The 13,265-nt window shown below is 57.4% G+C and carries 9 protein-coding genes; 3 read left to right on the plus strand and 6 right to left on the minus strand.

Translation table 11 applies throughout. The annotated features are described in order from the left end of the window. Positions 1 to 77 precede the first annotated feature (77 nt). Genes FEE96_RS03025 through FEE96_RS03045 form a run of 5 tightly spaced genes read right to left on the minus strand, consistent with a single transcriptional unit; the run spans position 78 to position 7,281 of the window. The gene (locus FEE96_RS03025) at positions 78 to 1,421 is read right to left on the minus strand and encodes a CoA transferase (protein ID WP_138161509.1); all 1,344 of its coding nucleotides are present in this window, start codon (positions 1,419 to 1,421) and stop codon (positions 78 to 80) included. Next, on the minus strand, positions 1,418 to 2,572 hold the full coding sequence (locus tag FEE96_RS03030; protein WP_138161510.1) for an ABC transporter permease: 1,155 nt from the start codon (positions 2,570 to 2,572) through the stop codon (positions 1,418 to 1,420). Before FEE96_RS03030 ends, FEE96_RS03025 begins: the two co-directional genes overlap by 4 nt. Then, on the minus strand, positions 2,569 to 3,597 hold the full coding sequence (locus FEE96_RS03035) for an ABC transporter permease (protein WP_138161511.1): 1,029 nt from the start codon (positions 3,595 to 3,597) through the stop codon (positions 2,569 to 2,571). Before FEE96_RS03035 ends, FEE96_RS03030 begins: the two co-directional genes overlap by 4 nt. Continuing rightward, the gene (locus tag FEE96_RS03040) at positions 3,597 to 5,516 is read right to left on the minus strand and encodes an ABC transporter substrate-binding protein (protein WP_138161512.1); all 1,920 of its coding nucleotides are present in this window, start codon (positions 5,514 to 5,516) and stop codon (positions 3,597 to 3,599) included. Before FEE96_RS03040 ends, FEE96_RS03035 begins: the two co-directional genes overlap by 1 nt. Continuing rightward, the gene (locus tag FEE96_RS03045; protein WP_138161513.1) at positions 5,509 to 7,281 is read right to left on the minus strand and encodes an ABC transporter ATP-binding protein; all 1,773 of its coding nucleotides are present in this window, start codon (positions 7,279 to 7,281) and stop codon (positions 5,509 to 5,511) included. Before FEE96_RS03045 ends, FEE96_RS03040 begins: the two co-directional genes overlap by 8 nt. A gap of 267 nt (positions 7,282 to 7,548) precedes the next feature. On the opposite strand from FEE96_RS03045, the gene FEE96_RS03050 reads away from it, so the two are divergent. The 3 genes from FEE96_RS03050 to FEE96_RS03060 all read left to right on the plus strand — a co-directional run bounded on the left by FEE96_RS03050 (position 7,549) and on the right by FEE96_RS03060 (position 9,760). Continuing rightward, entirely contained in the window at positions 7,549 to 8,037 is a 489-nt protein-coding gene (locus FEE96_RS03050; RefSeq protein ID WP_138161514.1) for a class I SAM-dependent methyltransferase, read from the plus strand. Between the two features lie 380 nt (positions 8,038 to 8,417). Next, positions 8,418 to 9,047 (plus strand): glutathione S-transferase family protein, encoded by a 630-nt coding sequence (locus tag FEE96_RS03055; protein WP_138161515.1) that lies wholly within the window; start codon positions 8,418 to 8,420, stop codon positions 9,045 to 9,047. A 47-nt stretch (positions 9,048 to 9,094) separates the two neighbouring features. After that, positions 9,095 to 9,760: a TetR/AcrR family transcriptional regulator gene (locus FEE96_RS03060; protein ID WP_138161516.1), complete on the plus strand. Its 666-nt coding sequence runs from the start codon at positions 9,095 to 9,097 to the stop codon at positions 9,758 to 9,760. 65 nt (positions 9,761 to 9,825) lie between these two features. On the opposite strand, the gene FEE96_RS03065 is transcribed toward FEE96_RS03060, so the two are convergent. Continuing rightward, positions 9,826 to 13,254 carry an indolepyruvate ferredoxin oxidoreductase family protein gene (locus tag FEE96_RS03065; RefSeq protein WP_138161517.1) on the minus strand — a complete coding sequence of 1,143 codons (3,429 nt, stop codon included), beginning with the start codon at positions 13,252 to 13,254 and terminating at the stop codon, positions 9,826 to 9,828. Positions 13,255 to 13,265 lie beyond the last annotated feature (11 nt).

Below are 13,265 nucleotides of genomic sequence, written 5' to 3' on the forward strand. Positions count from 1 at the left end.
CGCTCCCGCCGTCGCACTGGGCCGCTGTCGCGGCCCGTTTAACGTTGGGCATGGCGCTGCGGCTAGACCGCAGCGCGTCAGAGCCAGATTGCGCCGGATGTACCAAGTCGGCTGGCGGGAAGGTCCCATGACATCGAGGTTGTGGACAGCGACAGTGGGGCGGTCAGGCGCTGACCAATCCCCCAGCCACTGTGTTCGGGTAGGGTCGCAAAGTCGCTATTCTGCGCGGAGGTGATATCCGGGCCTACCGCATCTTTTGACAGATCAGCCAGCAATGCGGCGGTGCGCGCAAGCGACAGGCGCGCCTGAGGTACTGGGTTTCCCTGAGTGGCAGCTGTCAGGGCAGACAGGACAGTAGCGGCCATCAGATACCCGGTTGCGTGATCCAACGCCTGTACCGGTAGCGGTGTCGGGGTGTCGGAACCGGACCAGCGACGCCCGGCATCCGCAATGCCACTGCTCATCTGGACCAAGCTGTCAAAACCACGTCGGTTTGCCCAAGGCCCACTCCAGCCATAGGCATTCAGGGTGACCTCAATCAGGTTCGGAGCAAGTTGACCGCGGGCTTCCAGATCATAGCCCAACCCATCAAGTGCGCCGGGGCGGTAGCCATGCACCAACACGTCGGCATTGGCCAGAAGGGTTTCAAATGTGCGGCGGTCCTGTGCATGGCGCAGATCAAGATAGGTGCAACGTTTGCCCAGCGAAATATCGGGGATAACGCCCGGTTCATCCCAACCGGGCGGATCAATCCGCAGCACCTCTGCGCCAAACCCAGCCAGAGTTCGGGTTGCAATCGGGCCGGCCAGAACACGAGTCAGGTCAAGCACGCGCAGACCAGCCAATGGTCGTTCTGCGGTGGCTTGCGGTCGGGGGCGCAGAGCAATGGTGCGTGGCGCTACCCAGTCGATCAAGGGGTCTGAGGTGACGGCCTGACCTTGAGCGTGCGCCAGCCAATCAGACTGGGAGCGCATGGCGGCGGCAACACCACCACTGTCGACAATGGCGCCTTCCAATGCGTCCCCTTGCCATTTGCGCACTGCGGTGGTCACGGCATCCCGGGTATTTGCGCAATCAAGCACCCGCAAAGCCGCGGCACGGTGATGGGGCAGGTTGGTGTGTAGGCGTATCCAGCCGTCAGCGCATTGATAGTTCCCGGCGATGGCGTCCCACAGGCTGGGCATGTCCCACCCGCTGGGACGGAAGCTGTAGCCATACCACAGCGATGCGAGGCGCTGATCAACCGTGATCTGCGGTTGCTGTTTGGCAAGGTCCAGAGCCCGTATCAGCCCCGCCAGTTCTGATCCGACTGCAGCCAGCGAGGCCGTGGCCAGCTCTGTCACCGCAAAGGCGCTGGGAAGTTGGCCTGACCCGGTAACCTTGTAGGTCGCAGGGTCAGGTAGGGTGCGCAGCAGGGTCAATGCTGGTACGGGTCAAGACTGTCGCGCAGCCCATCGCCAAGGAAGTTGAAGGCCAAAACCACGATAATGATCGGTAGCATTGGGATGGCGGTCCAGGGGTAGATCTCGATCGAGGCGAGGTTCTGGGCGTCATTCAGCATAACTCCCCAACTTACCGCCGGCGCCCGCAGGCCAAGGCCAAGGAAAGACAGCGCTGTTTCGCCAAGGATCATTGCCGGAATCGACAGGGTCGCTGATGCTATCAGATGTGACATGAAATTGGGCAGCATGTGTTTGCGGATGACCCGACCGGGGCTGGCCCCCATCATTTCGGCGGCGCGGACATATTCCTCTTCGCGCAGGGACAGGAACTTGGCGCGTACGGAACGCGCTAAGCCGGGCCAGTCCAGAATGCCGAGAATCACCGAGATGATGAAGAACACCGCCACTGGTCCCCAGTTTGACGGCACCGCCGCGGATAGGGCTAACCAGAGTGGCAGCTCTGGCAGCGAGCGCAGAATTTCAATCACCCGGTTGATGCACCAATCAATTCGACCGCCGAAGTAGCCGGCAATTGATCCAAAGGTGATGCCCAGCAGGAACGACACGGTGATGCCGATGATGCCCACGGTCAGGGACAATTGTGCGCCGTATAAGATACGGCTGAACACGTCGCGCCCTAACCGGTCAGAGCCCCATAAGAAAATGGTGGCATCACCGGGCGCGCAGAACAGGTGGGTGTCTGTGGGGATAAGCCCGGCCAGATAGTATTCTTTACCCTCACAGAAAAATTCAAGTGAGGCGGGATTATCGGTGTCGGGCACGAACTCCCACTGGAAGGTTTCCAGGTTGGCCTCGGATGTCATCGGATAAACATAGGGGCCGATGAATTCACCCTCGTGGAAAAAATTGATCGATTGTGGCGGCGAGTACAGGTGATCAGGGTGGCGTTCATTGGCGGTGTAAGGCGCGATGAAGCCGGCAACGGGCAGCAACGCGTAGCTGATCAGGAGGAAAATACCTGAGACCAAGCCCAGCTTGTGGGTCTTGAACTGGCGCCAGATCAGTACCCAGTTGGGGGCGTCCAGATCTGTGCGCTCAAGCTGTTGCAGTGAAACGTTGGCGTCATATGGGGCGTCGTCGACATAGCGGCCATCAGGAAGTTGGGTCATGTCTCACGCCCCTCATATCGAATGCGGGGATCGAGCAGCACCAGCAGCACGTCTGAAATCATTGTGCCCATCAGCGTCAGCAAGGCGACGAACATCAGCACAAAGGCCGACAGGAACAGGTCCTGTGTTTTAAGCGCGGTCAGCAGTGTGGGGCCGATGGTTTGCAGGCCCAGCACCACCGAGACCAAAACAGAACCGGAAACCATCGAAGGCAGCAGGTTCCCGATATCGGCGACAAAGGGATTAAAAGCCATGCGCAGCGGGTATTTGGTCAACATTCGGGCCGGAGCCATGCCTTTGGCCACAGCTGTTTCCACATAGGGCTTGCCCAGCTCATCCAGAAGGTTGGCACGCAGGCGTTGCATCATGGCTGCGGCACCGGATGTACCAATGACAAAGGTGGGAACAATCAGGTGGATCAGAATCGACTTGGTTTTGTCCCAGCTAAGCGGTTCGCCCTCGTAGATCGGGTCCATCAAACCGCCAATGGGCAGGTCGAAATACTTGTGCCCATAGTAGAACAGGATCAGCGCCAGAAGAAAGTTGGGGGTCGCAAGCCCAAGATAGCCGACAAAGGCCGAGGTGTAGTCAACCCATGTGCGGGATCGCGCGGCGGCGATGACACCCAGCGGCAATGCGACAAGATAGACAAACAGCACCGCAGCCAGATTGACCAGCACGGTCAGCCACAGGCTGTCACCGACGATTTCGGCGACCGGTTGGTCAAACTCAAACGACCAGCCAAAATTACCCTGGATCAGGCCGGAAAAGCCGTGCGGGCCGGGGATGAAGCCAACCCAGATCAGGTATTGCTGATACAGCGGACGGTCGAGTGCGTATTCTGTGCGCAGAAATTCGGCCTTGGCCACGCCCGCAGATTGGCCTGAGGCCCGCAGTTCTGCGATCTGGTTGCTGAGATAGTCGCCGGGAGGCAGGTTGATGATGGCAAAAACCATCACCGACACCACCAGCAGCGTTAGCAGCATGGTGCCAAACCGGTAGATCGCGTAGCGCAGGATCTCCATCAGCCGTCACCACCCTCAAAGAAAAACTCATCCGGACGGTGGACGCCAAAGTGAGCCCCCGGTTCCCAGGCCCAGATGCCTTTGGTTGGGACGTTGCGCAGATTTTTGTTGACCACGACGGGCTGCGGCGCGCCGGCCAGAATACCGATACCGTAAACCTGTTCCGAGTGGATCTTGAGCATCTCTTCCCAAGCCGCGGTGCGTTCCGCATCCGAAGTGGCGATTTCCCAATTGTGGAACAGCTCCATCAACCGTTGAGCTTCGGGTAAGTCTGGTGTTTCGCCAGCTTCACCACCGGTCTGATAGAACTGACCCCATTTAGGCCATGCCAGAAAGACTTGATCCGTTGGCGCCAGATAGGAGGGAGACGTATAAGACTGCGGTAGCCCGTTGTCCCAGCCGAACCAGACCGAAGCCATGGAGGTGCCAGAGAACACCCGATTGCGCAGAATGTCACGGTCCAGCGGGCGCATGATCAGTTTGACACCGACATCACGCCAGTCATCCGTGATGATCTGCAGGGCGTTTTCAACCTCTTGACGTTCCCCGGCGGTCTCGATCACAAACTCCATTGGGCGTCCATCAGGTAGCTTGCGGATGCCGTATTTGTCTTTTCCGGTCAGGCCGGCCTCGTCCAGCAGGCTGTTGGCCATTTCCGGATCCCAAGAGGCCCAAGCTGCACGCAGGTCGGCATCAAAGAAAGGGCTGCTTTCGAGCACAGACATGGCGCCTGGTTTGGCAAGCTTGAAGTACAGAGCCTTGTTGATGGAGTCGCGGTTGATTGCCAACGACAGGGCGCGGCGGACCCGGACATCGCGGAGCACTGCGCGCCAAGTATCGTCATTTACGTTCAGGTTGGGATAGATGGCGATTTGTGATGCGGTGCCAGTGCCCCAAAGGTAGGTTTCATAGTTGCCACCATCTGCCTCACCTTTGCGCAAGATAGCGATATCGCGAAAGCCCAGGCCGCGCGCCTGCAAGTCAGCCTCGCCTGCGTTGGATTTGGCGGCGACCAGCCCGCCAGACACGATCTCCATTTCGACCACATCAATGTAAGGCAGCTGTACGCCGTTCTTATCGATGCGGTGATAGTAGGGGTTGCGCACGAACATGTGGCGAATTTTTTTGCCCGAGGTGGAGTTCATCCAGGGCTGCAAAGTTGGCAGCTCGTGGTTGTCGAACTTGTACATGTTGTCGCGTCTGTTGTGCAGTGCGGCCCAGCTTTTGACGCGGGCATCATCCACTTCAAACGCCAGCTGCTCCGGATCGGCGTAATCAGCGTGATACTTTTTCAGGAACTCTGACGGGCGGAAAATAAAGGGCGGGCGGGCCTGTGCAAGACTTTGCAGAAAGTTGGGGTTAGGGTTATCCCATTCATAGATAACAGTCTGCGGGTTGGGAAAACTGACGCGGGGAAATTCGCCCTCGATGCGCAGAAAATCAGGCGGCCCGGTGGGGCTGAGCAGGGCATTGTTGGCAACATCATTCCACCAGTATTCAAAATCTGCCGAAGTAAAAGGACTGCCGTCGGACCATCGGTGGCCGGGGCGTAGATTCAAGGTAAAGCGGCGGTTGTCCTCGTTTTCAAACGACATCAACAGATCGGGGCGCAGTTCGTAATTGGTGTCATACCCGACGAGCCGCGCATAACCATAGACCACCATTTGACGGATGTCTTTGGAGCGCGTGATCATGGTATTCAGAGTACCACCCTGTACCCCCGGTGTGCGATCTCGCGCGGCCAAGTCGACCATAAGCGGTACTTCGGGGACGCGATCAGCGGCGGCGGGCAGATTGCCGGCATCTACTTCCTGACGCCAGAAGTCACTTTCTTGTATATCGGGTGCCGCTAAGCTGCTTAGCGGAGTCATCAGCGCCGCAACGGCCAGTGCGCAAATGGATTTTGGGAAATTAAACATGGCAACGTACCTTATGTCCGGGTTCCACCTGTACCAATGACGGTATCTCGGTGTCGGAAAAACGAAAATGATCGGGCCAGCTTTCGGGCGAGCCAGCACCCAGGGCCACCAGCTTGAGATCAATAGGACGGTCAATGTCCGGCTCGGGCTGAGCAGCAATCAATGCTTTGGTATAGGGGTGTTTTGGGTTGTGGAACAATGTGTCCGGCGGTGCTTGTTCAACCACCAATCCGGCCCGCATCACAGCCACTTCGTCCGCTATCCGGGCGACGACAGCGAGATCGTGACTGATGAACAGATAGGACAGATTTTTGCGGTCACGGATGTCTTCCAGCAATTGAAGAATTTGTTCTTGCACAGAGACGTCCAAGGCCGAAGTCGGCTCGTCACAAACCAAAAGCGACGGGTCTAGCATCAGCGCCCGGGCAATTGACAATCTCTGGCGCTGGCCACCGGAAAAGGCATGCGGATAGCGTTGCAGCATGTCTGGATCAAGCCCTACCAACCGCAGCATGTCAGCAGCCTTGTCGCGGCGTTCGGGTTTGGAGCCGATGCCATGGATATCAAGGGGCTCAACCAACGCGTCAAGAATGCGCATCCGTGGTGACAGGGATGAATAGGGATCCTGAAACACCATCTGCGCCTCGCGCTGGAACGCAGTTCGGGCAGCGCGCGACATGTGATGCACACCAATGGGGTTGGAATGTGATGTGGCGCGGAACAGAACCTCACCACCCTCGTCGGGCAGCTCCGCCCCCAATGCGATCCGTGCTGCGGTGGTTTTCCCCGAGCCACTTTCGCCTACAATCGCCAATGTCTTACCGCGTTGTAGCGAAAAGTCGACGCCGCGGCAGGCTCGGATTTTGGCCTCAGCCTTCCAGCTTTTGCCTGCGCGCATTGAATAGGTTTTGGAGACGGATTTCATCTGCAGGATCAGATCGTCCAGTGGCAGCTCTGGAGCGCTCTCCGGATTGGCCGGGATGGCTGGTGCAGCGTCAAATAGTTGCTGAGTGTAGGCATGCGCAGGGGAGCGCAGCAGCGGCTCGGCTGCTCCGGACTCCATCACCTGGCCTTTGTGCATCACCACAACCTGTTCGGCCATATTGGCCACAACGCCCAGATCATGGGTGACCAGGATCATCGCCATACCTGTGTCGCGTTGCAGTTCTTTCATCAGCCCCAGGACTTGGGCCTGCGTCGTGACATCCAGTGCAGTTGTTGGCTCGTCCGCGATCAACAAGTCAGGTTTAGCGACCATGGCCATGGCAATCATTGCGCGCTGACGCATACCACCGGACAGTTCAAACGGATAAGACCTATAGGCGCGTTCTGGGTCCGGGAAACCGACACGCTCAAAACACTCCAGCACTTCTTTACGGGCTGCAGCCTCGCGGGTTCGTCCATGTAGCCACAGCACTTCGGAGACCTGATTGCCAATCCGGTGTAGCGGCGACAGTGATCGCATCGGCTCTTGAAAGATCATCGAGATTGTATTGCCGCGCACGTTTCGCATTTGACGTTCGCTGAGTGTTGACAGTTCTTGCACGCCGTTGCTGCCATTCAACCGGACGGTGCCAGAATGAATACGAGCAGCGCGTGGCAGGATCCGCAAAACGGCCCGGCAGGTCACTGTTTTGCCTGAGCCACTTTCGCCAACCAGCGCCAGCGTCTCACCAGGGTTCACCTGAAAACTGACATCACGGACCACAGGCTCACCAGCGCCAAAGCCAATGCTGAGATTTTCTACTGATAGCAAAGGCTGCATTCAGCCCCACCCAACCATTTGTTGTGCCGCTATCATGATCTTCCCCCTTGTTTTTTGCCACCATCGCGTGCCGGGACCTCACTAGTCAAACCCCATTTGCCCAGAGACGGTGCACAAGCGGGGAATTTCAACCGTTTAGGTGTCAAAAAAACAGATTTCAGCAAGTTGGAGGTCTGGTATTCCATTGCGCTACACATTTGCGTCATTCTCTGGCACACGGGGTGGGATTAACCTGAAGCATATTTTCAGGCCAAAAGGAGTTTGCTCATGTCGTCCCGTCTTGATCTGTTTATTGACCGAATGGTGTCGCAACGCGCCTGTCTGGATTTTGCTATTTCTGAAACGGCGGCAATGACAGGGCCGGTGTTTGAACTGGGGCTGGGTAATGGACGCACGTATCACCACATGCGCCGTTACGTTGAAAATCGCGACATCTATGTTTTTGAACGTGCGGTGGCCTCTCACCCCGACAGCACTCCGCCTGAAGACAAGGTCATTTTAGGTGATGTGCGTGAAACCCTGCCACAATCATTGGAGCGCTTTGGCCCGGTGGCTAGTTTGGTCCACGCAGATCTGGGGGGCCATAACCGCGAAAAGAACGATATCTTTGCCCGGTTCGTTTCGCCATTAATCGAACCGCTGATGGCGCCGAGTGGGTTAATGGTGTCATCTGACCGGATGTATTTCGATACACTGACCGAGGTTGCACTGCCTGAAGGGGCTGTTGAGGAACGCTGCTTTATCTATCGTCGCTGATTGGTCGCCTGTGCTGTTGTTTGCACAGGCGAAGTAGCCCGCCAAGGAGGCATCCTTGGCGGTTGTTCTATATAAGTGATCGTTCAATTCCATAATCTGGTTACGAGCGGCGGTACCGCGCAAGCGGGGTAGGCCGGGGATTTTATCCCCCGTGCGTAGATGCATCTCGTTAGCACCCCGGTCCAACGGGGCCCTGATCCTGTTGCCGGGGACGTTACGCCCAGCGGTAATCGCGATTGCCGCAGAAGGTGACATGTCGATGGAAACATCCCGTAAAGTGACCGTGCGCTGCCAGTATGCTGTCAACGCGATATCTGGTTGCGAGGATGTGGGGTTGCCGCCTAGGCTGTGTCCAACCATGTGTGACAAGGAAGCTGGCAATGATTTTTTACGACTGTTCTACAGCTCCCAACCCGCGCCGGGCACGGATGTTCATCGCCGAAAAGGGGCTGGAGATCGAATGTCATGACATTTCGATCGCTAAGGGCGAGCAGCTGGGCGCGGCTTTTAAAGCCATAAACCCAAACGCCACTGTGCCGGTGCTGATCACCGATGATGGCACCACGCTGACCGAAAATCTTGGGATTGCCGCCTATCTGGAAGCGGCCCATCCCAACCCGCCTTTGATGGGAGACACCGCTGAAGAAAAGGGGCTGGTGCTGATGTGGAATGCGATTGCCGAACAGCAAGGTGGTATGCCAATCGCCGAGGCCTTGCGGAACTCCAACCCATTTTTTGAAGACCGCGCAATTCCCGGACCGGAGGACTACGCGCAGGTGCCAGAACTGGCGGCGCGCGGATTGGATCGTACTGCCAGGTTCTTTGACTTGCTGGAACAACGGTTGCAATCAAGCCGCTACCTGGCCACAGCGGAGTTCACTTTGGCAGACATCAGCGCTTTTGTGTTTGTCGAATTTGCGCGCGTGATCAAAACGCGTATTCCTGAAGGGAATACTGCTACGTTAGCCTGGCACGCAGGGATCAAATCTCGTCCAAGTGCGCAGGTCTAAACGTTCATTCGCCTATTGCTTTTGCTGCTCAATACGAAAGGTAGACCATGTCCCCGAAACCAGTTCTGCGCCGCGATGACCCCGAAGCTGAACCCCTTGTGGGCAATATCAAAGTCACCCGCGATGACTGGTTGAATGTGGCGATGGATGTGTTGATTTCGGATGGGGTTGAGCGGGTCAAAGTGTTGGCTTTGGCCGAACGGATGGCGGTCTCGCGGTCGTCGTTCTACTGGTACTTCAAAACGCGACAAGATTTGCTGGATGCCTTGTTGAAGAGCTGGGAACAGACCAATACCGCTGGTTTGGTGGGGCAAGCAGGCGCACCGGCGAAAACTGTGACTGCCGCTGTTTTGAATGTCTGGCGTTGCACTGCCAATCCTGACTTGTTCAACACATCACTGGATTTTGCTGTGCGGGACTGGGCGCGCCGGTCTGGGCCTGTGCGCAACCTGCTGGATCGATCTGACGCCCGTCGGGTGGAGGCCCTGACTGAGATGTTCCAACGCTATGACTTCCCTGAGGTCGAGGCGCAGGCGCGTGCCAAGGCGTTGTATTACATGCAATTGGGGTATGACATGGCGGGGCTGAACGAAAGTGGCAGCTACCGGTTGGCGATGACCTCTGAGTATTTGAAGGTGTTCACTGGCTGTGAGCCGGAACCTGGTGAGCTGGAAGAGTTTTCCAGCTATTCACTACAGTTCTGGGACCCTTGACGACACTACACGTAGGGTCGATTGGGGGGGACCCCACTCCAAATCTATGGAGTGGGGTGTTGGAGTTAGCCCTTGAGAGACGCAAGTTCCTTGTCTGCGGCGGCTTTTACCGATTTAGCAGCTTCTAGCCGAACGGGACCATAGCCGCGGATTTCCATTGGCGCTGCGAGAATATCCCGGCAGCGATTGTGGGTGTTGGCGTTATAGTTTTGCGCAACCTGATCCAGAGCGGCTTCGAACCATATCAGCAACTCCCGGTGCAGCTTGGCTTCTGCGTGATAGCCGAAGATATTGAGCGAGCTGCCGCGCAAACGTTTGCCTTTGGCCAGTATCGACATGACAGGCCGCAGCCAGGCGCCAAATACGCGCTTCAGCGGGCGTCCGCGACCATCTACCTTACGACTTAGAAGCGGTGGGGCTAGGTGGTATTTGACGGTGAAGTCGCCTTCGAATTCACCTTCGATCTGATGCTTGAAGTCTGGACTGGTTAGCAGTCGGGCCACCTCAAATTCGTCTTTGTAGGCCATCAGTTTGAACAAGGATTTTGCCGCCAGTGGTGCCAGTTCTTCTGCAGCCGCTGCGGGCAGGGACTTGCGGAATTTGGACAGAGAGGTGGTATAGCGTTTGGCGTAGTCGATATCCTGATAGCCGGTCAGGAATGTGGCGCGGCGTTGGATCAAGTCGATCAGCGTTTCCTTAGGCGCGGGCGTTTCGTCGTAGTGGTTGGCGACCAGTTTTGGGTCAACAGCCATGGCCCGACCGACGGCCAGGGCCAGACGGTTCTTCTCAATGGCCACACCGTTCAGAACAATGGCCTGGTCCAGTGCGCCCGCGCCGACGGGTACCAACCCCTGTTGCCAGGCAAAGCCCAGCATCATTACATTCGCCAGCACCGCATCGCCCAACAGGGTCTCTGCAGCTTCGTTGGCGTTGAACCCCGACAGGTTGTCTGTCCCGACAACCGAGGCAATGGCCTGTTCTCGCAGATCTGTCTTCAAATCGGCATCACGCCGCAGTACCAGGTCACCGGTGGGCATTTCTGCCCGGTTCAACACGATGCGCGTGCTGCCGTTGTAATGGGTCGAGGCCTTGGGGGCGGAACTCACCACGATATCGCAGCCGATCACAGCGTCTGCGGCTCCCTGATCGATGCGGACCTGATTGACCGTTTCGGGGGTTGATGAGAGGCGGATATAGCTGAGAACAGTGCCGAATTTCTGAGCAAAACCGGTGAAGTCCAGCACGCTAGAGCCTTTGCCCTCCAGATGCGCAGCCATGGTGATCAAGGCGCCAACAGTCACCACCCCGGTGCCGCCAACTCCGGTGACCAGCAGGTCAAACGGTTTCGTCAGCGCCGGAAGATTTGGAGTGGGCAGGTCGGCAACCAGCTGGGCGGCATCCAAATCAGCGGGCTGTTTCTTGCGACGGATGGCCCCTTCAACGGTGACAAAGCTGGGGCAAAACCCGTTCAGGCAGGAAAAATCTTTGTTGCAACTGGACAGGTTGATCTTGCGCTTGCGACCAAATGGCGTCTCTTTGGGTTCGACGCTCAGGCAGTTGGATTCAATAGAGCAATCGCCACAGCCTTCGCAGACCAGATCGTTGATCACGGCGAACTTCTTGGGGTCTTCCATGGTGCCCCGTTTGCGACGGCGGCGCTTCTCAGTGGCGCAGGTCTGTTCATAGATTAACACAGTGACGCCGGGGATCTCGCGCAGCTCCCGTTGTATAGCATCTAATGCGCTTCGGTCATGGAATGTGGTGCCGGAGGGAAAGTCAGAGATTGAGAACTTGCCAATGTCATCGGACACCAGTGCAATACGCTGCACCCCTTCGGCGCGACAGGTCTGGGCTATCCCCGAAACACTGACCGGGCCATCCACCGGCTGACCGCCGGTCATCGCTACGGCATCGTTATAGAGGATTTTATAGGTGATGTTGGTATTTGCTGCGACGGCCTGCCGGATCGCCAGCGATCCCGAATGATACCATGTGCCCTCGCCAAGGTTTTGAAACACGTGCTTGCCACCGTTGAACAGCGATGCAGCCGACCAGGTGACGCCTTCGCCGCCCATTTGGGCATAGCCTGCAGTGTCGCGGTCCATCCAGCTGGCCATCACGTGGCAGCCAATCCCAGATTTTGCGGTGCTGCCTTCGGGCAGCTTGGTCGAACTGTTATGCGGGCAACCAGAGCAGAAATACGGCGTCCGGTTGGCACCTGAAATATTCAGCAGATTGGGCGGCGTTTCGGTCAGCGCTTTCGCCTTGGCTGGCAGATTTTCACCGGGGAAGAACCGGTCCAGACGCGCGGCGACAATTGGCACCAGCATCAAGGGGCTCAGTTCACCTGTCCAGGGGATCAGAGGCTCACCCTGACTGTCGTATTTTCCGGTCATCTTTTCAGGTTTGTCACCGGGCCAGTCATAGAAATATTCTTTGAATTGTGACTCGATGATGCCGCGCTTTTCTTCGACGACCAGTACTTCCTGTTTGCCGTTTACAAAGCGCAAGGCCTCTGGGCGGGCCAGGGGCCAGACCATGCCGACTTTGTAGACGTCGATACCCAAGCGGCGGCAGGTCTCTTCGTCCAAACCCAGCAAGCGCAGGGCTTCCATCAGATCCAGATGGCCTTTGCCGGTGGTGACAAACCCAAAACTTGCCTTGGGCAGATCGTAAATCCGACGGTCAATTGGATTGGCCTCTGCAAAGGCGCGTACGGCCTTTAGTTTCGCACGAATGCGGGTTTCGATTTCAGGGCTGGGCAAGTCGGAGGGGCGTACATGCAACCCGCCGGGGTACGGGGGCAATTCAGGTAGGGTGAAAGTTCGATCCGGCGCCAGCTCAACCGAGCGGGCACTTTCCACGGTTTCCGACACCGCCTTGAACCCAACCCAAGTGCCGGAATAGCGCGACAGGGCAAAGCCATATTCGCCGTAGGTGAGGAATTCGTCGACCGTTGCAGGATTTAGCACGGGCATGAACCAGGACATAAAGGCGACGTCGGACTGGTGCGGCATCGAAGAGCTGACGCAGCCATGGTCATCACCTGCTACCACCAGAACACCACCTTTGGAGGATGATCCATAGGCATTGCCGTGCTTCAGCGCATCCCCCGAACGGTCAACACCCGGACCTTTGCCATACCACATCGAGAACACACCCTCGACGTCACACTCGGGGTCTAGCACCGCCTGCTGCGCTCCCAGCACTGCCGTGGCGCCCAGATCTTCGTTTACGGCGGGCATAAACGTGATGCGATTGTCTTCCATCCGCTGCTTGGACCGCCAGAACTCCAGATCAACAGCGCCAAGTGGTGAGCCGCGATAGCCCGAAACAAAACCAGCAGTGTCCAACCCTGCTGTTCTATCGCGCCGTGCCTGATCCAGTATGACCCGCGCCAGGGCTTGGGTGCCGGTTAAAAAAACCCGGCCGGTCTCTTGGGCGTAACGGTCATCCAGTTGGTATTGGAGAAATTTGTGGGTCAGCTGGGTCATGGCGGACATCC

This window comes from Parasedimentitalea maritima (genome assembly GCF_005771405.1).
GTDB classification, from domain to species: Bacteria; Pseudomonadota; Alphaproteobacteria; order Rhodobacterales; family Rhodobacteraceae; genus Parasedimentitalea; species Parasedimentitalea maritima.